Origin of the sequence: Clostridium yunnanense, from assembly GCF_016595795.1 — a bacterium.
GTDB classification, from domain to species: domain Bacteria; phylum Bacillota; class Clostridia; order Clostridiales; family Clostridiaceae; genus Clostridium_AR; species Clostridium_AR yunnanense.
This window is the reverse complement of sequence record NZ_JAENHN010000010.1, coordinates 357147-382150: the sequence shown is the minus strand read 5'-3', so window position 1 is coordinate 382150 and position 25004 is coordinate 357147. Positions and strand designations below refer to the sequence as shown.

General features: G+C 31.4%; 18 protein-coding genes. 1 reads left to right on the top strand and 17 read right to left on the bottom strand.

Features of this window, described 5'->3' with window-relative positions; all coding sequences use genetic code 11:
* Positions 1 to 93 precede the first annotated feature (93 nt).
* Together JHL18_RS04870 and JHL18_RS04865 are read right to left on the bottom strand one after the other, a co-directional pair.
* A complete protein-coding gene (locus JHL18_RS04870) occupies positions 94 to 1485 on the bottom strand; it encodes an MFS transporter (protein WP_200266680.1) in 1392 nt (463 codons plus the stop codon).
* Between the two features lie 492 nt (positions 1486 to 1977).
* Positions 1978 to 3453: a methyl-accepting chemotaxis protein gene (locus JHL18_RS04865; RefSeq protein ID WP_200266678.1), complete on the bottom strand. Its 1476-nt coding sequence runs from the start codon at positions 3451 to 3453 to the stop codon at positions 1978 to 1980.
* 287 nt (positions 3454 to 3740) lie between these two features.
* On the opposite strand from JHL18_RS04865, the gene JHL18_RS04860 reads away from it, so the two are divergent.
* Complete coding sequence (locus JHL18_RS04860; RefSeq protein WP_200266676.1) at positions 3741 to 5000, top strand: helix-turn-helix domain-containing protein; 1260 nt, start codon at positions 3741 to 3743, stop codon at positions 4998 to 5000.
* 57 nt (positions 5001 to 5057) lie between these two features.
* Here the strand turns inward: JHL18_RS04860 and fucO are convergent, their stop codons facing one another.
* The 15 genes from fucO to JHL18_RS04780 all read right to left on the bottom strand — a co-directional run bounded on the left by fucO (position 5058) and on the right by JHL18_RS04780 (position 24985).
* Positions 5058 to 6212: a lactaldehyde reductase gene (gene fucO, locus JHL18_RS04855; protein WP_200266674.1), complete on the bottom strand. Its 1155-nt coding sequence runs from the start codon at positions 6210 to 6212 to the stop codon at positions 5058 to 5060.
* 101 nt (positions 6213 to 6313) lie between these two features.
* Complete coding sequence (gene rhaD, locus JHL18_RS04850) at positions 6314 to 7132, bottom strand: rhamnulose-1-phosphate aldolase (protein WP_200266672.1); 819 nt, start codon at positions 7130 to 7132, stop codon at positions 6314 to 6316.
* Positions 7133 to 7141: 9 nt separating this feature from the next.
* Complete coding sequence (gene rhaA, locus JHL18_RS04845) at positions 7142 to 8398, bottom strand: L-rhamnose isomerase (RefSeq protein ID WP_200266670.1); 1257 nt, start codon at positions 8396 to 8398, stop codon at positions 7142 to 7144.
* Positions 8399 to 8415: 17 nt separating this feature from the next.
* Positions 8416 to 9819 carry a rhamnulokinase gene (gene rhaB / locus JHL18_RS04840; RefSeq protein ID WP_200266668.1) on the bottom strand — a complete coding sequence of 468 codons (1404 nt, stop codon included), beginning with the start codon at positions 9817 to 9819 and terminating at the stop codon, positions 8416 to 8418.
* A gap of 271 nt (positions 9820 to 10090) precedes the next feature.
* A complete protein-coding gene (locus tag JHL18_RS04835; RefSeq protein WP_200266666.1) occupies positions 10091 to 11050 on the bottom strand; it encodes an AraC family transcriptional regulator in 960 nt (319 codons plus the stop codon).
* Positions 11051 to 11247: 197 nt separating this feature from the next.
* Positions 11248 to 12366, bottom strand: coding sequence for an alpha/beta hydrolase (locus JHL18_RS04830; protein WP_200266664.1), 1119 nt, complete (start codon positions 12364 to 12366; stop codon positions 11248 to 11250).
* A gap of 450 nt (positions 12367 to 12816) precedes the next feature.
* A complete protein-coding gene (locus tag JHL18_RS04820) occupies positions 12817 to 13782 on the bottom strand; it encodes an alpha/beta fold hydrolase (RefSeq protein ID WP_200266662.1) in 966 nt (321 codons plus the stop codon).
* A 462-nt stretch (positions 13783 to 14244) separates the two neighbouring features.
* Positions 14245 to 14760, bottom strand: coding sequence for a GNAT family N-acetyltransferase (locus JHL18_RS04815; protein ID WP_200266660.1), 516 nt, complete (start codon positions 14758 to 14760; stop codon positions 14245 to 14247).
* A 617-nt stretch (positions 14761 to 15377) separates the two neighbouring features.
* Positions 15378 to 15734, bottom strand: coding sequence for an MBL fold metallo-hydrolase (locus JHL18_RS04810; protein ID WP_200266658.1), 357 nt, complete (start codon positions 15732 to 15734; stop codon positions 15378 to 15380).
* A 256-nt stretch (positions 15735 to 15990) separates the two neighbouring features.
* Positions 15991 to 17421, bottom strand: a complete 1431-nt coding sequence (locus tag JHL18_RS04805) for a 6-phospho-beta-glucosidase (RefSeq protein ID WP_200266656.1) — start codon at positions 17419 to 17421, stop codon at positions 15991 to 15993.
* Between the two features lie 160 nt (positions 17422 to 17581).
* Complete coding sequence (locus JHL18_RS04800) at positions 17582 to 19867, bottom strand: glycoside hydrolase family 2 protein (protein WP_200266654.1); 2286 nt, start codon at positions 19865 to 19867, stop codon at positions 17582 to 17584.
* Between the two features lie 171 nt (positions 19868 to 20038).
* Positions 20039 to 21328: a PTS sugar transporter subunit IIC gene (locus JHL18_RS04795; RefSeq protein ID WP_200266652.1), complete on the bottom strand. Its 1290-nt coding sequence runs from the start codon at positions 21326 to 21328 to the stop codon at positions 20039 to 20041.
* A gap of 47 nt (positions 21329 to 21375) precedes the next feature.
* Positions 21376 to 21681 (bottom strand): PTS sugar transporter subunit IIB, encoded by a 306-nt coding sequence (locus JHL18_RS04790; protein WP_200266650.1) that lies wholly within the window; start codon positions 21679 to 21681, stop codon positions 21376 to 21378.
* 85 nt (positions 21682 to 21766) lie between these two features.
* A complete protein-coding gene (locus tag JHL18_RS04785; RefSeq protein ID WP_200266648.1) occupies positions 21767 to 22084 on the bottom strand; it encodes a PTS sugar transporter subunit IIA in 318 nt (105 codons plus the stop codon).
* Between the two features lie 210 nt (positions 22085 to 22294).
* Complete coding sequence (locus tag JHL18_RS04780; protein ID WP_200266646.1) at positions 22295 to 24985, bottom strand: sigma-54-dependent transcriptional regulator; 2691 nt, start codon at positions 24983 to 24985, stop codon at positions 22295 to 22297.
* Positions 24986 to 25004: the final 19 nt, after the last annotated feature.

Below are 25004 nucleotides of genomic sequence, written 5' to 3'. Positions count from 1 at the left end.
GCAGTAATTTTTTGTACTTTATTAATTAGTCTTAATTACAAAGCAGTATTTAAATAAAATATTTCTAAAATACCACTTTTATTAACAAGATTTCTATGCTTCAACTTGAGCAGCTTTTCTACGTTCTGAAAGTTCATGTGCTATTTGTTTTTGTTTCTCTTCTGTTAAGTCAAACTTCCAAACTATTAATGTAAATGCATAAATTATAGCTGGAAGAATACTCATCAAAACCTTTAATCCAAATAATGTAGTACTACTTTGCTCTGCATTTGGCACATATCCAATGACTGATAATGCGCCAGCAGCTATAGCCCCCGATATAGCTGTTGCGAAGGTTTGCATAAAGCCTTGTAATGATCCCATGAAAGCATTAGAATTTATACCAGTTTTCCATTCCGCATAGTCCATAGCTGCAGGCATCAAGGTTCCTTGAGCTGGCATAGTAATTCCTCCAAATAATGCCCCTATTGCCGAAAGTGCTATAAAAACTGTCATTCCATTTGGAGTTGAAGGGATAAATAATACTAATACAGTTGTAACTATTGAAATAAGTGAGCCTACCACTAAATTATTTCTAACTCCAATTTTCTTAGTTATAACACCACTTAGCATTACCCCCAGCATAGTTGGAACCAATCCTACGATACCCATAGTTACCATAAGACCTTCATTATTGAAAAAATACTTAAAATAATGTATCATTATTGCAGATTTAAGACCATTAGATAGATTAAGTATGAATATAAACACAAGTCCTATAATTGCAGTTTTATTTTTTAATACGCTATCAGCAGTTTGTTTTAAGGAATATTTAGCATCTTTATCTCTAGGGATTACAAACCTTTCTTTAAGGATTGCAAACTGAGCAAAATTTAATAATATAGCTACTATACCAACACTACCCATTAACATACTAAATCCTTTAGCTTGGTTACCACTTCCCAGCGCATTAATTAGAGGTAATGCACCAATACTAACAAACATAGCTCCAATCATAACAAAAATGTAATTAAATGTACCAAGAGATATTCTATCATCTAGTCTTTTTGTCATAGCTGGTGTCATTGCTGCACCTGGAGCTTGTGCTATCGCCATACATACACTGAAAACTAAATACGTTATGGTTACGTATACAATCTTTCCAGTAGAACTCAGATCAACAGTTGTAAATGTTAGAAATCCAAATACAGCCGTTGGTATACCTATAATCAAAAACCAAGGTCTATATTTTCCCCATGGTGTTGTTACTTTATCTACAAGTATTCCAAATAATGGAGTAACGATTGCATCTATAATACGAACTACCAAGAAAAGCCCTGCAACATACAGTGGACTTACCTTAAAGATATCAGTATAGAAAAACAATAAATACATTTGAATCATTTGAAAGAAAAAGGTTCCTGTCATACCTCCTGAAGCAGACACGCATTTCTCCAAAAAGGTAAGCTTTCTGTTTTCATCTTGTAATATTTCTTTTGATTTCATAATAAGTTCCCCCTATAAAATTTTATTTGATTGGAACAAAATAATAGAAAATTTAAGATAAGTACAACCCTTATAAATTTAAAATATTTAGTCCTAATATCAGTCCTGAAATGAAATTTAGTTAATTTTCGTAACACATTGTTCCTATCACCTTAATATCATTTTAAAGGTTTTCATATAGATTTAATTGTATTAAACTTAGAATTTTGTACATTTCTTTTGCCTATATTAAATAATTTATTTTTATATTTTTTTATCTTTCAAGAGTTATTTAGATTGCTTCATTTATTTAGTTAACATATAGATTTAGTTGATATTTATCTAACTTGAAACAATTTATACTTACTCATAAATAAAAGGTTTTTGATTAACTTATAGTCTATAGTTGATTATATTAGTGCAAAAAAACACCTATAATGCCACATTACTGTAGCACTATAGGTATAATAGTGTTTGATATAATTTTAAATTTATCATTTCTAATATTCTTGATTAAATATCACTTTCTCTATTAGCCATTTTTTCAAGGACTTCACTTGACTCTTTAATCTGACCTATAAGCTCAAATATATTGCTTATGTTGTTATTCTGATTTTGAATTGTTGCTAGCATTTCCTCAGTTGCTGCAGAGTGTTCCTCTGATATACTTGATACAGCCTCTATTTCCTGGCGTGTATTCTTAAAAATCATTGTAAAAGTTTCAAATATTCTAGTCTCTGAATCTATACGTTCATCAATGTCTTTAAAAGTTTTTTCTATATTTTTAAAACTATCACTAACTTGTTTCACAATCATTTCACCAGATTTAATTGCCATACTTCCTTCTTCAACTTCCTTTAATGCTGTTCTGGTCTTACTTTTTATATTATTGATTATTGAATTTATTAATCCTACTGTTTCCGAGCTTTGTTCTGCTAGCTTTCTTACTTCTTCTGCTACTACGGAAAAGCCTTTACCTTGTTCTCCCGCTCTTGCAGCTTCAATTGCTGCATTTAAGGCCAATAGATTGGTTTGAGAAGAAATCTGAGTTATACTATCTAGAAATTTATTTATTTCATTCATGCTTTGTTCAAGCTCAAGTACTGTAGCTAGTGATTCCGATACCGCTGAATTAATAATAATTATCTGTTTACTCATATCAGCTATATTGTCTGCACCTTGTGAAACGGCAGTATTTGCATTCGCCGATCTATCCTTAATATCCCTTACTATTTCTATTGTTTCTACCATCTTGTTATCTGCTTCATTTATCATACTGCAAATATCACTTATACTTATAGTTTGAGCAACTACACTTTTCGCTACTTCCTCTGAAGTTACTGTAATACCGTTACTTCCTTCTTTTACTGACATTAAATTATTATTGCACTCAATAATATCTGTATTTAAAGAAGTTGTATTGCCCTTTATTATATTCATTGTTTCTTTAAGTTCTAGTAGCAACTCCTGCGCTTTCTCTTCTTTTTCTATAGCTTCATTAATCAAATCGCTTCCATTTTTTGTTACAAAATAAAGAATTATTGACGTAAATATAATTAATAAAAATGGTGCAAGTACTACAAAAAAATCATGAATGTAAAACACCATTCCAGTTAACACTGCATCAACAACTAATGCAAGTAAAGCATAAAATTTCGTATCAAAATACAAGGTTATAAATACAATAAAGAAAATAAAACTATACATATATGTAATTCTTGAATCACTAGTTGCATTAATAGTTGCTGCAGTTAAATAAAATAAAAATCCTATAGAAATAATATTACGAATTAGGTTTTTATTACCTTTCTTTAATACTAAAACTGTAGCTGTCAATAAAATAGTAAATAGTACTATTTCACTAAACACTGAAGCATTATTATGAATGCTTATATTAATAGACATACTTACAACAAAAATAATCCATAGTACTCCAAATAAGATTTTGTTAACTCTATCTACATGCACACTTGTCATACTTCTCTCCATCCTAATTTCCCCTTTTGTTATTTAAATGAATACCTAATTATCTTAAGTATTTTCATAAATCATTTTAAAGGTTTTCAAACTTTTTTCATTGTACAATTCATATGTTTTGGTATATAGATTGTTTAATATTTATTTTTTAGTTATAATTTTAAATTTAAATATAACTACAATTTACTTTTACTCTATTCAAATTCTTATGTTATAATTTTTATACATATTTACAATAAGCGTATTATAACTATTGCAGTATTAAATATTTTATATATGTTATTCTAAGGAGGTTCTAAATGGTTTCATTAAGAAGTAACTTATCCTCAATTGACGATATCAGATATATATGCAGAAAAATTTTTGGAATATCAAATATACCTATTTATTTTTTTGATGTAAACGGTGAAGTTTTATTTGAATACTCATATGAACATAGCCAGAACCCTCTATATACCGATAAACATCAGATATTTAGTGAACTCATCAATATTTGTAACTCTGATAAGTTTTTTGGGCTAAAAACCACCAAATATCTTGAGAACTTTTTTTGTTCTAAAATAATTATTAATGACGTTTTCACTGGTACCGTTTTAATTGGTCCAACACTTTCCTCTGAAATTGATGAAAAATCTATTAGTAATTTAATTAAAGAATTCGACATACAGCATAAGTTTAAAAAAAGCTTAGTAGAGTATTATAATCACGTAGTTATAATGGATTACACTGCCTTCTTAGAGCTAGTTTCACTGCTTTTATATCAGATTTACAACTACAAACTAGATTTCGAAGATCTTCAAAATTACAGTGAGCTTATTAATGTTACTTATGAAAACAAAAATTCTTTTGACATATCACAATCTAAAAAAAGAAGAGATAGTGTTTATCATCATTCTCAAGGCTTTGAGGTTCAGCTGTTAAACTACATAAAGGAAGGTAATGTAGAAGAGTTAAAGGAATTTCTAATGTCTAATTCTGTAGGCGGCGAGAAAGGACTCCATTCAAAAAATCCTTTAAGAAATGAGAAGAATATTTTTATTAGCTTTATTTCACTTATTTCTCATGCTGCAATAGAAGGAGGCCTTGACTGGGAACTAGCACTTAGTCTCAGTGACTTCTATATCCAGGCTATTGAAGAATGTAATACTATTGTAGGTATAAATGAGATATACGGAAAAGTTCTTTTTGATTATACGGAAAGAGTACATAAAATTAGGTCAGAAAACTACTCCATTAATGTAGTAAAGTGTAAAAACTATGTGTTCGAACATTTATATGAAAAAATAACCGTTTCCCAGATTGCTGATCATCTATCAATGAATGCTAATTACCTATCTCACTTATTTAAGAAAGAAGTTGGCATTTCAATTAGTGAATATATACAAAAAGAAAGAATAGAAGAAGCAAAAAAGTTGATAAGGACTGGAGAAAAATCTCTAGCTGATATATATGCACCTTTAAGTTTTATAGATCAAAGTCATTTTACTAAAACTTTCAAAAAAATAACTGGAATTAATCCAAAAGAATATAAATCTTTATACCAATCAAATAAAAAATAAGAGCTAACTTTTAAAAAGGTGTAAATTAAAAAAGTGAGAAAATCTCTCACCTTTTTATTATTTATAAGCCTTTTTATAAATCTCGAATATTTCACTTACATTCGTATCTTTTGGATTACCTGGTGTACATGCGTCTACAAATGCCGATTCTGAAAGTTCTTGTAAATCCTCTTCCTTAACTCCTATTTCACTTAATACTTTAGGAATTCCTACATCTTCTGAAAGCTTTTTAACAGCATCAATAGCAGCTTTTCTGTATTCTTCTTGAGACATAGAATCTACTTCTTTAACTCCCATAGCTTTAGCTATATCTCTATATTTTTCTCCTGTTGCTTCTGCATTATATTCCATAACATATGGAAGTAATACTGCGTTTGCAATTCCATGAGGAGTATCATAGAAAGCACCTAGAGGATGTGCCATTGAGTGAACTATTCCAAGTCCAACGTTACTAAATCCCATACCTGCTATATATTGACCAATAGCCATGTCTTCTCTTCCTTGAGGCTCATTTGCTACAGCACTTCTAAGAGAACGTGCTATAATTTCTATAGCCTTTAAATGAAGAGTATCAGTTAACTCCCAAGCTCCCTTAGTTATATATCCTTCTATAGCATGAGTTAAAGCATCCATACCTGTTGCTGCAGTAAGTCCTTTTGGCATTGATGACATCATTTCAGAATCTACTATAGCTATTACTGGAATATCATGAGGGTCTACACAAACAAACTTACGTTTCTTTTCTTCGTCTGTAATAACATAGTTTATTGTAACTTCTGCTGCAGTTCCAGCTGTTGTTGGTACAGCTATAATATCAACATATTTATTTTTAGTTTGAATTGCCCCTTCAAGACTTCTTACATCTTCATGCTCAGGATTGTTTATAATAATTCCAATTGCCTTTGCAGTATCAATTGAAGAACCTCCGCCTATTGCTATTAAATAGTCTGCACCACTTTCCTTGTACTTTTCTATACCTGTTTTCACAACATTTATAGTAGGATTTGCTTTTACTTCATCAAAGATTTCAAAATCCAAAGAATTTTCTTTTAATAAGTCAGTTACCTTAGTAGCTACATTAAACTTTATTAAGTCCTTGTCTGTAACTACCAAAGCCTTCTTATAGCCTCTTATCTTAACTTCTGTCACAATATTTTCTATTGCTCCTGCACCTAAATAGCTTGTCTCGTTTAAGACCATTCTGTTTGCCATAAAAATCAATCTCCTCTTATAATTATATTTTTGTTAAATAATTAACTCTTCATATAAAAAAATTTAGGTATTACTCTCAATTAGAATTGAGGGTAATTTAATTATTTAAGATATTCTTCTGAAATGCTTACATTAAAGTCTCTAGCTAAATCTCTGAAGTTTTGTGAAGTTATAGTTTGTCTCTTTCCACCCATAGATAAAACTTTTACTAATATTTCAGCTGACTTTTCTACAGTATCCATAAGTCCAAAAGTCAAGTCTAAATCTTCTCCAGAACAGAACACTCCATGATGAGCCCAAATGACTATATCGTGTTTTTTCATTAATTCACTTGTTGCTTCTGCAATTTCAGCCCCACCAGGAACCATCCATGGCACAACCCCTATACCACTTGGAAATACTACTGGACACTCTGTAGCCATTTCCCATAGTTCTCTTGTAAATACTACTCCATCAAGAGGTAATATAAAGGTTAATGCTATTAAATTTGTAGCATGAGAATGCATTATAACTCTATGTTTGCCGTTTGTTTGTGCATATTTAACTGAATGGCTCATAAGATGTGATGGTAGTTCACTAGTTGGTCTAGCTCCATTTATAAGTCCCCAAACTATTTTATAGTTTTCTCCAGTTTCATCGATCTTAACAATTCCTACATTAGCTTCTAAATCAAGAGAGATATTTCTTATGAATTTTCCACTTCCAGTTACTAAGAAGTATTCATTAGCCAGATTTTTAACTGTTACTCCTATAGGCTTATACGGTACATTTTCATCTATAAATCCACTTATACATAAAGATTCATCCTTGGTTAATCTATAAGTGATGTTTCCACCATTTCTTTCATGCCATCCTTTAAGCCAGGCATCATTTGTCATCTTTTGAAATTCTTTAATAAAGTGCATATCTGCTATAGCCATTTTTTATCCCTACTTTCTTTTTGCTAATTCAATTTGTTCATATTCTTTAACTTCTTTTATCCAGCCTTCAGCTACTGGCACTCCATTTTTCTCACAGTAGTAATTCCAAATATCCCCCATTGGATAAGTCTTAATTTCTTCCATTAAAGCTAATCTTTCAGTGAAATTTCCTTCATCTTGATATTTCTTTAATAATTCATTAGGTGTAAGCATTGCTGATAACAAGGCTTTTATCATATTTCTTGTACCTATAGTCCACGCTGCAATTCTATTAATACTTGCATCAAAGAAATCAAGACCTATTATTACTCTATCTAAAGCATCATTTCTTACTATCTCTTTTGCAATTTCTTTAAGTTCATCATCTAAAATTATTACATGGTCACTATCCCATCTAACCGGTCTACTTACATGAAGTGCTACTTTTTCATTGAATAGAAGCATAGCTGACAATTTATCTGAAACCACTTCTGTTGGATGGTAATGTCCTGTATCCATTAACGACATTATGTTATTTCTAGCTGCAAAGTTTAGATAAAACTCACTTGAACCTACTGTATAAGACTCTGCACCTATACCAAATACCTTAGATTCAACGCAGTCTAAATTGTATCTTTTATCTACATCTACTGCATAAATTTGTTCTAAAGAATCCTTAAGTCTTGCTCTTGGTCCTAATCTATCACTTGGAATATCCTTATATCCATCTGGAATCCAAAGGTTAGTTAGACAAGTTTGTCCAAGTTCTTTTCCAAAATACTCTCCTATTTTTCTTGAGGCTATAGAGTGCTTTATCCAAAAATCTCTTATTTCTTTATTAGGATGTGATAAAGTTAACCCATCAGCTGCCTTTGGATGTGAGAATATTGTTGGATTAAAATCTAACCCTAAACCTTTTTCTTTTGCCCATTTTACCCAATTTTCAAAATGCTCTGGCTTAATTTCATCTCTCTCTATAAATTCTCCATTAGTTTCTGCATATATTGCATGTAAATTAACCTTATGCTTTCCTGGAATTAAAGATAGCGCTTTATCTAAATCTGCTCTTAATTCTTCAGCATTTCTAGCCTTTCCTGGATAGTTTCCTGTTGCTGCTATTCCACCTGAAAGATCACTTTGTGAAACCTCAAAACCAGTTACATCATCCCCCTGCCAACAGTGAATAGAAATCTTAACCTTCTCAAGATCTTCTAATACTTTATCTACATTAATGCCAAACTTTTCGTAATCTTTTTTCGCCTCTAAATATCTTTCTTTTATATTCATGATATCCTCCTCAAAATTTACTGTGGTAAGTATTTTTTTATTTCAAACGACTTTAAAATAATATCTCTTGCTTCTCCAAGATCATTAACCTTATTAAAACTTAACAATTGCGCTACAATATTTCCTATTGCCGTTGCTTCTACTGGTCCTGCCAGAACTTCTTTGTGTGTCCTATCCGCTATTAGTTGATTAAGTAGTTCATTTTGGCATCCACCACCAAAAACATTAATTCGCTTATATTGCTTTTCAAATATTTCTTCAAGTTCCTTAATAGATTCTCCATAGCTTATGCCTAAGCTATTAAATACACAATAAGCTACTTCACCTAAAGTTTTAGGGATTTCTTGATTAGTTTCACTACAATAAGCTTGTATCTCTGTAATCATATTTTCAGGATTTAAGAACCTATCATGGTTTACATCTATAATTGATTTAAAGTTATCAGCTTCTTTAGCTTTTACAACTAACTCTGCAAAGGAATATCCATCTTTATACATCCTTTTAACCTCTTGAATAATCCAAAGACCCATAATATTTTTCAAAAACCTAAATCGATAATCAATTCCCCCTTCATTTGTAAAGTTGTAGTTCATTGATTGTGGAACACAAATAGGGAATCTATTCTCAACGCCCATAAGAGACCAAGTTCCAGAACTTAAATAAACACTATCCTCATCATTACATACTGAAGATATAAAAGCTGATCCTGTATCATGAGTTGCAGGTAAAATTACCTCCATATCAAATCCAAATTCTTCAACTAATTCACTTCTCAAATTCCCAAGATTGGTTTTAGGAAGTTTTATTTCTTGAAATATATCTTTATTTATTCCTAAAGCTTCCAGTATATTTTCATCCCATGTTCTATCAAAGGAGTTTACAAGCTGAGTTGATGTAGCATTCGTATATTCATTGACTTTCTTTCCTGTTAAAAGAAAATTGAAATAATCAGGTATCATTAAGAATGTTTTAGATTTTTTAAGATACTCAGGATTTTTCTTTTTTATAGCCATCAGCTGATAAATTGTATTAAATCTCTGAAACTGAATTCCTGTATATAAATACAGCATGTCCTTAGGAAGTGTTTTAAAAACTTCCTCCATTATTCCTTCTGTTCTGTCGTCTCTATAAGCTACTGTATTACCTAAAACCTCTTCATTTTCATCCAATAATACAAAGTCTACTGCCCAAGTATCTATTCCTATACTTTTAGGCACTTTCCCTATTTGTTTGCATCTCTTTATTCCTTTTTTGATTTCTAAAAATAAACTTTTAAGATCCCAGCAATATTCATCATTAACCTTTTTTATCCCATTGCTAAATCTATAAATCTCTTCTAATCTAAGTTGTCCATCTTCTATGAATCCCAATATATGTCTTCCACTAGAAGCCCCAATATCAACGGCTAGATGGTATTCCATAAAAAATCCCCCTTACGTCGTAATCATTTTCATAACTTGATTATATTAAATATACTAATTATATTTAATAACTATGTTTGTCTAATTTATTAACCTTATTTGCACTATTAGTCTGTATGGACTTATTCTGAAAACTCATAAAAGCCTTCTCATCCCCATCCTGTAGAAAGCTTTCCTTATACTTCATTAAATTCCTTTTTAATCACTAAAAACATACAAGCAATAAAAAAACTGTTGCCAAAGGATTTTATCCATTGATGCAACAGTTGCTCTACTTTTTTTCCCTATATTCTTTTGGGGTAGTCCCATATTTCTTTTTAAATATCTTATAGAAATATGTAAGATTTTCATATCCAACCAAATCTATAATTTCAACTATAGGATACTCTGAAAACTTTAGTAACTCTACAGCTTTACTAAGCTTTTTCTGCTGTAGTAATTCTTTAAAAGTCATCTTAGTATGTTTTTTAATTAGCTTACTAAGCTTATAATGAGGTTGTTTAAGCTTTTTAGATATTTCAAAAAGATTACCTTTTTGATAGAACTCATCAATATATTTTAAACACTGAATTATTAACATCTTCTCATAATTATCAACAGAATAAGTCTCTACATCCTGCGAATTTTTTATAAGTTCCACTATTAATAACCCTACTAAAAGCTTAATTGTAGCTTCACTCATTATAGATGGTGTATATAGTTCAATTATTATTCTTTCAACTAAGCTTTGTATCTCCTTATTATCTGAAACCTTAAAGTATAGATACTCTCCTTCCTCATAGTTAGTATATAAGGTTGTTATTAAGAAGCTGCTTATTATATTATCATTATCTAAAAAACCTAAAATATAATCAAAAAACTTTGGCTTTATTATAAAGTTTATTATTATATCCTCTTTCTTGGAGGGTTTTATTTCGTGAGTAATATATTGATTTAAAAAAATCAATTCTCCCTTTTTGAGAGTTATCTCTTTATCATCAATTATCTCCGTTAAACTCCCCTGATAAACATAATTGAACTCAATATAATTATGCTTATGCTTAGGAAAATGAATGAAACGTGTGTGTTTTCTTATATCTATAAGCTCATCTTTTCTTAAAAGCTTATTACTATCTATTATAAATTGTCCTTTATCAGTATATAGGCTCCTATTAACTTCATGCTCTCCATTTAAAATTCTCTGTTCTTCATCTGTTAAAGCCATTAATTTATCATAAATGTACTTATTCATAAAACTTCTCCTAATTGCACTTACTTCACTTTAAATTTATTTTAACATAGGTAGCTTTTCACAACAAATTAATAAATATGATTTTATTTTGAAGAATGAGAATTAATAAAAACTCAGCCTTCTTCCTCTAAAATTGAGGCCATTTAGTCTGAGTTTTAATATTTCTTAAGAATTAAGTTTTCGTTATATTTTAAGTCCTAAAGTTCTTTCATAGCCTTAGCTATCTCAATACATAAATCCTCTGTCTGAGCAACATGTCCTAATTTGTCAACGAAAGCATGAGTCATTCCTTTATATCTATAGCAGGTTGTATCTACTCCAGCATCCTTAAGCTGTTTTGCATAGAACTCACCTTGAAGTCTTAGTCCGTCAAATTCAGCTACTGCTACTATTGCTTTTGGAAGTCCCTTATGGGATTTTGCAAGCATTGGGCTAACATAAGGATTGTAGATATCTTCATTATTAGTGATATACGATCCTGACATTATATCACCTTCAATTTTTTCCGGCTTTCCAAGTACAAGACATCCATTTTTTATGATATCTTTATGTTCCTCAGATATCTCAAAGAGATCGTCATTCCATTCATATCCCTCTACTTTAACATCACCAATAGCAACAGCTGGATAGATAAGTACCTGCATCGCTATTTTTGTATCACCTAAATCTTTTGACTTTAAAGAAACTGCTGCTGCATAGTTGCCTCCAGCACTATCCCCTCCAACAGAAATCTTGTTTGGGTCGATTCCGTAAGCTTCAGTATTATCATAAATATGTTTTACTGCATAGTAATTATCGTTTAATCCATTCGGAAATGGTTTTTCTGGAGCTAAAGAATAATCAACATTGAACACTACTGCATCTGCTAATTCAGCTATGAGTTTGCAGAAATTTTCTACTGTGTAGACACTTCCACCAATCCATCCGCCTCCATGGAAGAATACTAGTGCTGGTTTGTTTTTAACTTTCTCAGATTTCCTCGGATAGTAGCGCCATAAGCCTACTGTATTACCACTTCCTGTTAGCTCCTCATATTTTGTATGAATCTCAACAGTATTTAAATTGTAATTTGGAAATCCCATAGAATCCCTTATAATTGGTATCGTTACGTCTATTGGTGGCGTTGCTCCAGGCATCTCTTCTTGGCTTGAACTATTTTGTGCTGCACTCATCATAATTTCTAGTTCTATCGGATCTAAATAGCCTGGCCTATCTTCTCCTGGGCTTGGTTTTAAGATAACCTCCAAGCCATTATTATCAATGACCTTTGTTTGTTTTTGAAGTTTTTCAATTGCTTTTTCATCATATTTTCTCATATTATTCTCACCCTCTTATTTAATATAATTCTACTTATAAAATAACCATCAAGCATCTTCTATAAATAGCTGCTTGAGCTAATGTTTATCTTATTGTTAATTATAATGCACCTTCTATTGTAAATGTTATCACAAAGAATTTATTAAATAAATGCTCTAATAGCTTTTTATAAGACTGTACAACTTTAGTGCCAAAATTTATTCATTACTATAGCCTAAAAATATAAAAAGATAAATTGTTATATTTTTATATAGAAAAATTCTTATAATTATAACTTTATAAAAATCCTTAAGTGTAAAACCTTCATTAAGCCTTGCTTTTATATTTTAAATAGTAATATCATTACTATGTTTATACTTCTTATTAGCTTTTGAATTAAGATAATCTATAATCTCTTTAAATAAAAAGGACAGTAATTGTTTTACTGTCCCTCTATGTATCTCTATAACCTATTTACATTTCCCTCTATTTTCAACTGTCTTTATCATATCATTTACTGCATTGATTACATACTGAGGATTATCCTTCATGATATAATGACTTGTATTTGGAACTAATATTTCTTTTGAATGCTTAGACCATTTTGTCCACTCTGCAATTTTTTCATCAGTCATCTTTTGATAACTTTGTCCCATTCCTTCATCTATTGGATGAAGTATTGTAAGAGGAATATTTCTTAATACATCCCCTGCATTTCTAACTTGAAGTTCACTTTGTAACTCTTCACTTAATGTACCATCAGCTGGAGCAAATGATCCTAAAAATACATCTATCATGTCTGGCATTTCAGCCTTAGCCCAAGCAACCCCATCTTTAGTAGCGCTATCCCAAGTACCATCTAAACTTACTATACCTGCAATATCTTTTGGATAAAGCTTTGCAAATTCAACTGCATTAAACATTGCTATAGAATGAACCACTAATATATATGGTGCTTTTACCTTGGATCTATCTAAAAGTGCATGTAGGTCTCTCGCCCTATCAATTGCTGTTTTACCTGTACCTTTATTAAATATTGATATATCAAACGGTATATCGCCACCATTTATAACAGTATTAATATCTGCATCACTTAAAGACGGTCTGTTCTGCCCTGCATCACTCAATCCTACTCCCGTTCTGTCATAAGCAACTGTTTTAGCCTTCTTAGCTATTTCAGCTTGAACAGCCCCCCAAGTTTCAAAATTAGAGTCTTCTGAGTAGGTATATATGCCATCCCCATAACCGGAATCAAATACAACAGATACCTTTCCATGTCCCATTATTTTTGCATTTAGCTTCTTATCACCTATGTTTACTAAGCCTTCTTTTGATTTAATGTTTTCCTTAGCCATTACATTCACTGTAGATAATGTGGATGCCAATACTGTTACTAATAGTGCTGAGAATAATTTTTTTATAGATTTTCCTTTCAATGTAAAGCCTCCCTTGTTCCATATATTTTATTATTTGTAATACAATTACCATATTACCATAATATACATTTTTAAACTTAACTTCTAGTATAATTCGTGATTTTATCCAAATAAATAACAAAACTTGCTATAGATAAACCAGTTCCAAATAGAATCTATATTTAATAATCCTATTATCATTAATAGTTAACAAAATATCACTTAGTTTTATTAGATAGAACTGGAGTATCTATTCCTCTGAACTGATAAGCTACTTCAGTCATTAAACTCCTAGGATAAATTCTAGTATGAAGTAGTTTATCTATAATATATAATTAGCGCATTAACTTTAATAAATATATAAGTATTATAATGATTAAAAAGGTGTGCAAAACTACTAAGAAAATAGTTTTGCACACCTTTAACTCTAAAACTGATCCTAAATCTCTGCTAGTTTCCGAAAGAAACTTCTTAACTCAATAGTTACTTAAAGAATTCTTCCTTTTCTAGCTCATAGTCAACTGCCGACTGAAGAATACCTAACTCGTCTCTCCAACAATTGTTCCTGATAGCTATTTTTCTAAAACCTATCTTTTCATAAACGTGCTGAGCCCTTTTGTTGTTTAGATTTGTGTCAAGTACAACTTTTTCAGCCTTCATATCCTTAAACAAGAACTCAATTAGCATACTTAATGCTTTAGTTCCATAACCTTTTCCTTGATAAGCAAAATCACATATTTTTATACCAATTGTAGCTATGTTGTTTTGTACTTCATAGTTCATTTCTCCAACCTTATTACAATCTATCTCAATTATTAGTATCCTTGAAGAGCTATTTTCATCTTTTATCCTTTCAGCTAATTTATCAGCATCAGTATAAATTCCGTTAGGAAATCCTGCGTGAGCCATTACTTTTCCATCGCTCCACCAATCACAAAGGACTTTCACATCATCAACAGTAGCATATCTTAAAACTAAATTATCATTTTTCAAATGCATTTCATTTCTCCTTTAATTATTTAGGAGAGCTAAAATATATTAACCCTCCATATCTGATTTATATTATTTCTTCTGCTTATTTTCATATAAAATCACCTTCCAAATATATATTTTATTGCATTATATAAACATACTACTTCAATTTTTAGCTTATCTATTAATTTATACCTGTTTCAAATATAATCTACAGTAATAATTGAGTTAATATATGCAATAATCTATAGAAATTATATCACCTTTTATTACCATTTACTAACAAATAGTGTTATTTCTAGATCTTTCTCTAGAATATTTAACATGTATTTAAAGTAAATTAACTAATTGAAAACTAATATATACTTCTGACAACAAAATGTTTATCACCAAGTGCCGTGGTATAGGGTTCCATTACGAAAACTTAAGTTATGCATGTTCGAAAATCGTGGCTTCTGGAGATTTTCGCGTCATGCATAACTTAATAGTCGAGCTAGGAACCCTATATGCAAAATTTACTTCAATCTATTATAAGAAAGTCAGGAGCACCAGTTTTTCTGGTTGTCCTGACTTTCTTTGTTTACAATTTTATTGATGTCCCTGCAAGTGCTAAATAAAAACGAGCATACCTTAACTCCTAGCTATTAGCTATCTCCGCAATAAAGAAGATCTTCCCCATCTTCTATTATTCTACTAACCTTAACCTTTAATTTTTTAAGCCTCTCTAAAGTTTCATTTTTCTCATCTTCTGGCATTGAATTAAGACGTTCTGGAGTCATCTTAATTGGCATCTTATCTCCTTCAATATAAAGTTTTTCACCTTCATGAGATAAGACTTCTACATCGCCTTTAGAGTTTTTAACAACACTAACTAAACCACCAATATGATCAATGTCATGATGGGTTATTATTATCTTATTTATCCTGTCAATAGACACACCATTCTTAGCTATTTCCTCAAAAATATTTTGAAGTTGCCCTGGTAAAGCTGCATCTATCAAAACACATTATCCTCATCAAATATATCATGATTTTTTTATAGACTCATACTACTGATTGGAGTAATTATATATCTATTCTTTAGTCTGTAAGGATTTTAACATAAAACTCCTTTAGATAATTAATCTATACTGCCCTACTTCTCTTATAATTATCATATGCATCTTTGACCAATATGCTTTTTAATAGTAAATTAAGCTTTTCAGTTAGATAAAATAGTATTTTATCTTCACATTATGAATTTCTTTTTTATTAACTCTAAAGTTTTTCTGCATTACTCTCAATAACATTTTTATACCAATAAAAACTCTTCTTCTTTGAACGCTTTAGAGTACCTTTTCCTTCGTTGTCTTTGTCTACATATATAAATCCATATCTCTTTTTCATTTCACCTGTAGATGCGCTGACCAAATCTATACAGCCCCAAGGAGTATATCCCATAAGTTCTACTCCGTCTTCATTAACTGCATCTATCATAGCCTTTACATGTTCCCTTAGATATTCTATACGATAATCATCTTCTACATAACCATTTTCGTCTGGACTATCTACAGCACCTAAGCCATTTTCCACAATAAATATTGGTTTTTGATAACGATCATATATAGAATTCATAGTTATTCTAAGACCTAGTGGATCAATCTGCCATCCCCATTCACTTGCTTTAAGATATGGGTTTCTCAATGTTGCGAAGGCATTTCCTGCCGTCTCTTTGTTCACCTCTGGATCTGCACTAGTTAATCTCGAAGAATAGTAACTGAAGGAAATGAAATCAACTGTATTATTCTTTAAAAGTTCTTTATCTCCCTCTTCCATTTTTACTGAAATATTATTTCTTTCAAAAAACTTCTTTGCGTAATTTGGGTATTCTCCTCTTGATTGAACATCTATAAAGAAATAGTTTTCCCTATCCTTTTCTATAGACTTCCACACATCTTCAGGTGCACTAGTATTAGCGTAAGTATTTCCAGCTGCTAGCATACACCCTATCTTGAACTCTGGACTAATTTCACGAGCTATTTTTGTTGCTTTAGCACTACCAATTAATTGATTATGCGCTACTTGATACTTTACAGCCTCTTCGTTTTCACCTGCTTCAAATGTTAAACCTGCTCCTACAAATGGTATATGTAGCACCATGTTTATTTCATTGAAAGTAAGCCAGTATTTTACCTTGTTTTTATACCTACTGAAAATAACTTTACATAGTCTTTCATAGTAGTCCACCATCTTTCGACTTTTCCATGCTCCAATTGTTTTCACTAGGTTCATTGGTACATCAAAGTGGGTTATTGTGACTAAAGGCTCTATTCCATATTTCAAGCATTCGTCGAAGACTTCATCATAGAATTTTAATCCTTCTTCATTTGGTTCTATATCATCTCCATTTGGAAATATTCTTGTCCATGCTAAAGACATTCTAAAACATTTAAAGCCCATCTCTGCAAACAGTGCTATATCCTCTTTATAATGATGATAAAAATCAATAGCCTCATGGCTTGGATAAAAATGTTCCTTATCGCATTCAAACATCTTTAACTTTCCAAACATTACTGGAAAGCGATCTTTACCTGCTGGTATCACATCCACTGTTGATAATCCTTTATTCCCCTCTAAGTATGCTCCCTCGCATTGATTTGCAGCAGTAGCTCCTCCCCATAAAAATCCTTCTGGTAATCCTTTATTCATTGTTTCTACTCCTTGTATACTAAGTGATTATTTTATAATTCTTATATTGTTTATCAAATTGGCAATTACCGTATCATCTATAATAAGTTAAAAAGAAGGTCTTATGTAAATATACTCAATCCCTTCTTTCCACACACAATTAATAAATATTAAAATTATCTTATTTTTTAGGAATTACATTAAGCTCTTCATTTATAACTCCTAAAAGTTCCTTTGGTATTCTGAACATTGATCTCTTAGACATACCTTCTATGGATATAAGCCCCATCATAACCTTAAATCTTGGTTCTTCAGCTGTTTGCCCAAAGAATTTCTTAAACACTGCCTTTGCCTGTTCATTTTCATAAAGTTTTTCTACTGAGTCGTATATTGAGTAGTAGCCTTCTTTAACAACAATCTCTTTAACCTCAGAAAGGTCAAACCTTTCAAACCAGTTAGTTACGTGTTTTGTCTCTTCTTGCTTTGGAAGTATATAGCTTTCATCAATTTCACTCACTCTATTTAGAACCATATCATCTGTGTAAATATTATTGTTTTCACCACAAGCTTCAACCTTTAAAGTATTTTTCCCAAGTTCTAACTTAACAGCTTTAAAGCATTTCATAGGTTCACTGCAGTTAATTTCTTCAACAAGCTTCTCATTCACATATAATTTTACCTTAGACAGGTTAGAAAGTACTACAATATCATTAAGTTCCTTATGTCTATTTACGAATCTACTACCTGCTAGCTTTACAAAAGGTTCCTTTGACCAGTAAGCCTTACATAGGTAAAAAGCATCCTTCTTCACTTTTCTATCTATAGTAACTAAGCCCTTTTGGTTTCTTCCCTTTTTGCCGCCTTCGTTTCTAATCTCACTGCCAAAGTCAAACATAGCCCATACATATCCACCTAAAACAAAGTCTCTTTCCTTAAAGGTTCTAAGGGCATTGTCTTGGAATAATAATTGATATTCTTCAGTATAGTCCTTTACTGTAGGCTCATAAGAATGAAGTCTTGGATTAGTGTCCACTCCATATTCAGTAACCATAACTGGTTTGTTAGGTCTTGCAGCATGGAAGTCATCTAGCCTTATTCCTAAATCCTTTATTTCTTTATAGTACCAGCCATAATAAAGATTATACCCAACAAAATCTGTTAAATCATTTAGTGGACTTTCGTTTGCCACTGTATGAATATTTGCTTGGGCAATAAATCTAGTTGAATCTAATTTTCTTGCAGTAGAAACAAGCTCCCCTACCATCTTATAGGTATTTTCATTTTCTACAGCAATAGTTATTTCGTTTTGAACTCCCCAGCAGTAGATTGAAGTATGATTATAAGCCTGCTTTATCAAACATTCTAACTGTTCTTTAGCATTTTTATTTTCCTTATCAACAGTGGTTGGTATACTTATAAAAGGTATCTCAGCCCAAACTAGCATCCCAGTACGGTCACAAAGAGTGTAGAAATAATCGTCATGTTGATAGTGAGAAAGTCTAATACTGTTTGCACCTATTTCCTTTATGATTGACATATCTAAGTCCATATGTTCTTTTGTTAAAGCATTACCTATGCCTGCAAAGTCTTGATGTCTGCTAACTCCGTTTAACTTAATAGCCTTACCATTTAAAAATACACCTTTGTCTGGAGTTATCTCTACGGTTCTAAAACCAATCTCTATAGTTCTCTTATCGCATAAAGCATTTTCTGAGTAAAGCTCTGCTTCTAACTTATAAAGATAAGGATTTTCTATTCCTTGCCAAAGCTCTGGATTCTTAACTTTTTCAGTTAAATCAAATTTTAATTTATTTCCAAACTCAGTTTCGAAGGTTTTATCAAATACAATATTATTTTCTTTATCTAAAAGTCTGAACTGTAACTTGCCGGATTTAGCTGCAGTTAGTTCATTTACAACTGTTCCACTAATCTCTAGTTCAAATATATCATCTACTATATTTCTTTGAGTTAAGTATATACCGTCCCTTCCATTGTCCATAAGATCAAAATGAAGTGCTTCTGAAATGATTAATTTCACTTCTCTGTATATTCCTCCGTAAAAAGAGAAATCGGCCATTAGAGGATACACATCTTTATGACTACTGTTATCTACAATTATAGATATTAGATTCTCTCCTGCTTTCAAAAAAGGAGTCATAAATACTCTATACATTGAAAAACCACATCTACTTCCCCCTGCTAACTGACCATTGACATAAACCTTAGAAATTAAAGAAGCTGCACCTATCTCCAAGTATATATACTTACTTAACTCTTCTTCACTAACATTCAGTTTTGTTTGATAAAAACATTCACCTTTAAACATTCCCTCTCCGCTTTGTCCATCAATTGCATTGAAACAATGAGGCAAGGTTATATGCTCTGCTTCTACTATTTCTTTTTCTATATAATCTTCATTATTTTCCTTAGTAAAACTCCAATTATCATTTAAATCTATTATCTTCATTTATCTTCACCTATTTCTATATTAATTTAAAATATATCTATGTTTAAGATTACTTTTGAAATTAATTCTTTGCGCAAACTCATTAAAGCATCGGATGATTAACCAATTAATTTCAACACAGTACTTTAAAAGATAAGTTCACCCTATAGGTAGGGTGAACTTAAACCTGTATTATTTTACTTCTTCTACTGCAACTTCTTGTTCTTGAGCGTAAGCTTCCTTATCTGCTTTTCTGAAGAATGGATACCAAACTGCCATTTCTAAAAGTACTAGTAAAACTTGAAGTACAGCTATCTTCCAGCTTCCTTCCATAAGTCCGCTGAATATTATTGGCATACCACTCATTGGAGCCATTCCAGCTACTCTTGGAACTATACCTACAACAGTTAAGGTATAAGCAATAATTAAGTTGATTGCATTCATGAATATAAATGGTACAGCAAATCTTACATTGAATACTAATGGTGTACCAAAAACTAATGGTTCACTTATACCGAAAAGTGATGGTAGAGCTGATAATTTACCTAAGGTTTTATATTGCTTACTCTTAGCGAAGATTAGCATAAGTAGAGCAAAACCAATTGCACTTGCACTCATAGTATAAGTACTAACAAATGCACGTCCTGTTATGTTTGGAAGCGCTTGACCTGCTGAGTAAGCAGTCAATTGTGCTGCATCCATTGCTGTAAATATAGGAAGAACTACTGAGTAAATAACCAAGGTTCCATGAATTCCAAAGAACCATAATACTTGAGCAAAGGTCCATAAAAGTATAACTGATACTATATTTCCACCAACACCTTGAAGTGGAGTTTGAACAAAGGCATATATAAATGCATGCATAGTCTTATATGAAGTTCCTGCAAAAACACCTGATATAATTAAGAATAATATCGCAACTGCAAAACCTGGTATTAAACTACTGAAACTGCTAGATACTACTGGTGGTACACTAGCTGGCATCTTGATAGTCCAACCTTTTTGTTTAATAAAGATATATAGTCTTGTTGCTACTAAACTTATAATAATTGCTGAGAATATCCCCTTTGCGCCTAGCCATTCCATCGGTATCGATGTCACATTAGCATTATTCACTTTATTTACAGCCAGCGGAGTCACCACAAAGAAACACACTGCTGCTAGTAATGATGGTAAAATCGGATCTTCTTTATACTGTTTTGCATAACTACCTGCAATAGTAATCAAAAACACCACTGCTAAAAAGTTAGTTGTAAATTGAATAGATGTATTTAAGACCGCTGCTATTCCCGAACTCGCAATAAAGCTTTTATATGCAGGTATTTGTAGGTTTAAGAATAGCGAAGCAAATGCGCCTAAAAGTGTTACTGGCATTGCAACCATCATTCCCCCAGTGATTCCATTTGCCAATTTACTTTTTTGAATTTTATTTAATGTCGGAGCAAGTTTCTTATTAATAGCTTTTGAATCAAATTTAGACATTATTAATCCCCCTTTTGAATTTAACTTTCAATACGTTTCTTTATAAATTAACCTAATAATGCAAGCGCATCATTTAATACGTTTTCACCATTTAAAGTACCGTAGTCCATCATATCTATTACTGCAACCTTTATGCCCTTAGGTTCATATTTTTCTCTTATATCGTCCTCTAAGTAAGCGATTTGAGGTCCTAAAAGTAAAACTTCTGTAGGCTCTTCGTACTCTTCAAATTTTGATTCTGACATAGCTATTATCTTTGCTTCAATTCCCTTTTTCTTTGCACTTTCTTGCATCTTAGCCATCAAAATACTTGTTGACATTCCTGCTGCACAAACTAATGTAATATATCTCATAGTTTTTTCCTCCTAAAAATTCTATTATTTTTTTGAATCTATTTTTAAACAAGCTTGTTTTGTTAACTACTACTAATTAATAATTTTATTTTCTAAACTCTTCATACATTGAAATCATTTCTTGTGCTAAATCACGTACAGTTATTGCATTCATTAAATGATCTTGTGCGTGAATCATAAGTAAACTTATTTCAACCTTATCTCCTGCTGATTCGCTTTGTATTAAACTAGTTTGGAAGTTATGAGCTTTGTTTAATGCTTCATTTGCTTCCTTTATTTTATCCTTTGCAGCCTGCAAATCACCTTTTTTAGCTAGCTTTATCGCATGCATTGCTTTACTTCTTGCATCACCGCCATTTACTATAAGTTCCATAACTATTTGTTCTTTATCTACTGTTTCCATTGCTTCACCTTCTAATCAACATTTTTTTGTTTGCCTTACGCCTATATATAAAGCAAGACCCGTGCCAAAGCATAAATCATAATCATTTATTTAAAAATCACTCTATAAGTGCCTGCTTTTCAGCATTCCAAGGCAAAATAAAAAAGCTTTCAAAAAGTATTAATGTGCTTTACTTTTCGAAAACTTTTCAAAGCACATTGATTATGTGCTTTATTTTGCCCTATTTTTCATAGTAAATAGATTCATGAGATAACAAATTTCATCTTCTGAAATAAGAATTGTATACTTAGTGTTAAGCAATGCACATTCACTTTTAATTAATCTATACAATTCTAAGTTTTCTCTTATATAGCTTTCTTTATTTCTATAAGTTTCAATTACTTCGTTTCCACTTAATCTATCCACCATTACTGCCATATGAAGAGTTATTCCTATAAGTGCATTTGAGGTAAGTTTTATATTCATTGCCTTTGTAACATTTCTACAGAACCTTTTTATGTCCTTAACAATGGCTTTTCCATCAATATTTCTCAATTGATGCTCTAAGGTTTCTTCCATTTTTATATAAACTTTTTCTCTATCTATTAAATCTTGAATATTTTCCGATGCATTACCAGCTATAATATGATCTAGTTTAAACTGTATGTAATCAGCCTCTAGATCAAAAGGACTAACTATACATAATATCTCATATTTATTTGACAGCTTTTCTAATCTATCATATATATTCTCTTTACCTATAAAGTTTAACGGAACTATATCAAGCAGACTACTTTCAAACTTAAGGGTTCTCTCAAGCATTCCTTTCATGGCTTTAGCACTACCTTCTCCTGTAGTACAAATGGTTACTATGGCAAGCCTTTTTTCTTCATTAGTCTCTGGTATGTAGTCTAAAGAATTATTATCATACAAATTATTGACTTCTAAAGTCTCTCTGTATATGTCATCCAGAGAATATCCGAGCATTGCCTTTCTAGTAGCTTCGATGCAATGCAGAGTACTTACTAAAGGAATAGTCCTAGTCTTTATCTTAAATTCCTTTTCTATCTCTCTGCCAAAGGTTGCAAGGGACCCCATATCAACTAAGAATAATATCTCTGTATCAATATTATTTTGCCTAATATAACTTTTAAGCTTTTCCAAAGTTATCTGCGGTTTCTCATCTATCGGAGCATTTATTCCTCTTGAATAGTTTGTTCCTAAAAGTCCATTTACCGCATCAGCCATAGAAGTAGCTGTAGCTTCTCCATGAGCTATAATAATCACTTTTACATTATTATTAGTCTTTTTAAGAGCCTCATTATGATAGGTTAAAAACATAGTTATAAACCCAGCCTCGTCTACAGGCATTTGAATATCTAGTGACTGTTCAAGTATTTTTAAAACATCTATGGCTATATTAAACTCTCTGCTATATTGTTTTCTTATATTATTTAACTCCAAGTTTTCAATCTTCTTATTTCTTCTTATTCTATCTACTGCATTGTTTATGTGAACTGCTAATCCATAGTATATATGTTTATCTAATTTTCTCTTTAGTTCCTCTTCACAGAAATTAATAACCTTTTCTACAACCTTCATTATATGAGGTTCTACTATGGTCTCTAGGTTAGTGGTGTCTACCTTATAATTGAATTTATTGATATACTTTTTGAAGTAATCTTCTATATTACTTTCTATTTCTTTCTCGAATTCTGTGCCTTTTACCCCTTTTGCTTTAAGATCTCTTGTCTTCATCTCAAGCATTTCATAGATATTTTCATCATAGCTATTTTCTTCAAAAATCATCTTTTCTTCATCTTTATCGAAGATACAATATCTCTTGTTGATATCAACTAACTTATTCCACAGCTGTCTATGCTCTATTTCCTTGTATAAACCTTCTCTAATATAAGACGGCAAGTCTAAGCTGCTTATACTAATTTGAGTTTTTCTATTTGATAAAAAATCCGCATAAGCTCTAGCACAGGCAAGCTGTATATCTGACTTAAGCTGTCCTACATTACTCTTACAATCGTAGAATAAAAATGCCTTTATTGAATTTATGGATACTTTAATGCTTTTGCCAAGTCTTCCTGACTCTTCAATCATGAACTGCTTTATAAGATTAAATCTCTCTTCTACTCCTCTGTTTCTTAGAGCAGGTATTGTTATCACCATAGGTATTCTTCTTGTAAAAGTCTGAAGCAAAGTCGTATCAGGATTTTCAGTGGTAGCAGCTATTATGAGCACTTTTGCACTTCGTTCGCTTTCTGTCTCTCCAAGTCTTCTGTACATTCCCCTATCCATAAAAGTGAAAAACATCTCTTGGCCTTCCGCCGGTAATCTATGTACTTCATCTAAAAACAATATTCCACCATCTGCTTTTTCTAAAAGTCCAGCTTTATCAAAATCTGCACCAGTATAAGCTCCTTTTTTCACTCCAAAAAGCTGACCTAAGAGTAACTGAGGATTATTAGCATAGTCTGCACAGTTAAAAGTTATAAAAGGACTTTCCTTAGACCTTACCCCCATCTCTGTAGCATATTTATATATAAGACTTGCAAAAGTTGACTTACCTACACCCGTTTCTCCTAGAAGCAATATATTCATTCCATTTGGAGGATAAAGTATAGCTGCCTTAGCCTGCTCTAAAGCAGTATAAAGACTTGGATTGGTTTCTGAAAACTTATTTATTACTGATATATTAGACACAACAGCTTCTTCATCTACTGCAATAAATAAGGTTGGTTTTCCTTTTATCTTAACTGCTTTTCCTTCAATAACTAACTTATTTAAATCATTACTTACATTGCCTCTCATTAGGTCCAATTCTTCAGCGATCTCTGAAGCTGATACTCCGTCAGGCTTTGAATTCTTCATTTCCTTAAGTTTACTCAGAATCAAATCTATTCTTTTCATCTACAAACTCACCCCACTT

What these genes read in the sequence shown, in the direction of transcription:
- JHL18_RS04830 (WP_200266664.1), bottom strand. Translation starts at nt 12,366, where the DNA reads ATGAGAAAATATGATGAAAAAGCAATTGAAAAACTTCAAAAACAAACA.
- JHL18_RS04865 (WP_200266678.1), bottom strand. Translation starts at nt 3,453, where the DNA reads ATGGAGAGAAGTATGACAAGTGTGCATGTAGATAGAGTTAACAAAATC.
- JHL18_RS04795 (WP_200266652.1), bottom strand. Translation starts at nt 21,328, where the DNA reads ATGTCTAAATTTGATTCAAAAGCTATTAATAAGAAACTTGCTCCGACA.
- JHL18_RS04860 (WP_200266676.1), top strand. Translation starts at nt 3,741, where the DNA reads ATGGTTTCATTAAGAAGTAACTTATCCTCAATTGACGATATCAGATAT.
- rhaD (WP_200266672.1), bottom strand. Translation starts at nt 7,132, where the DNA reads ATGGCTATAGCAGATATGCACTTTATTAAAGAATTTCAAAAGATGACA.
- JHL18_RS04870 (WP_200266680.1), bottom strand. Translation starts at nt 1,485, where the DNA reads ATGAAATCAAAAGAAATATTACAAGATGAAAACAGAAAGCTTACCTTT.
- JHL18_RS04785 (WP_200266648.1), bottom strand. Translation starts at nt 22,084, where the DNA reads ATGGAAACAGTAGATAAAGAACAAATAGTTATGGAACTTATAGTAAAT.
- rhaB (WP_200266668.1), bottom strand. Translation starts at nt 9,819, where the DNA reads ATGGAATACCATCTAGCCGTTGATATTGGGGCTTCTAGTGGAAGACAT.
- JHL18_RS04805 (WP_200266656.1), bottom strand. Translation starts at nt 17,421, where the DNA reads ATGAATAAAGGATTACCAGAAGGATTTTTATGGGGAGGAGCTACTGCT.
- JHL18_RS04800 (WP_200266654.1), bottom strand. Translation starts at nt 19,867, where the DNA reads ATGAAGATAATAGATTTAAATGATAATTGGAGTTTTACTAAGGAAAAT.
- JHL18_RS04835 (WP_200266666.1), bottom strand. Translation starts at nt 11,050, where the DNA reads ATGAATAAGTACATTTATGATAAATTAATGGCTTTAACAGATGAAGAA.
- JHL18_RS04780 (WP_200266646.1), bottom strand. Translation starts at nt 24,985, where the DNA reads ATGAAAAGAATAGATTTGATTCTGAGTAAACTTAAGGAAATGAAGAAT.
- JHL18_RS04790 (WP_200266650.1), bottom strand. Translation starts at nt 21,681, where the DNA reads ATGAGATATATTACATTAGTTTGTGCAGCAGGAATGTCAACAAGTATT.
- rhaA (WP_200266670.1), bottom strand. Translation starts at nt 8,398, where the DNA reads ATGAATATAAAAGAAAGATATTTAGAGGCGAAAAAAGATTACGAAAAG.
- fucO (WP_200266674.1), bottom strand. Translation starts at nt 6,212, where the DNA reads ATGGCAAACAGAATGGTCTTAAACGAGACAAGCTATTTAGGTGCAGGA.
- JHL18_RS04815 (WP_200266660.1), bottom strand. Translation starts at nt 14,760, where the DNA reads ATGCATTTGAAAAATGATAATTTAGTTTTAAGATATGCTACTGTTGAT.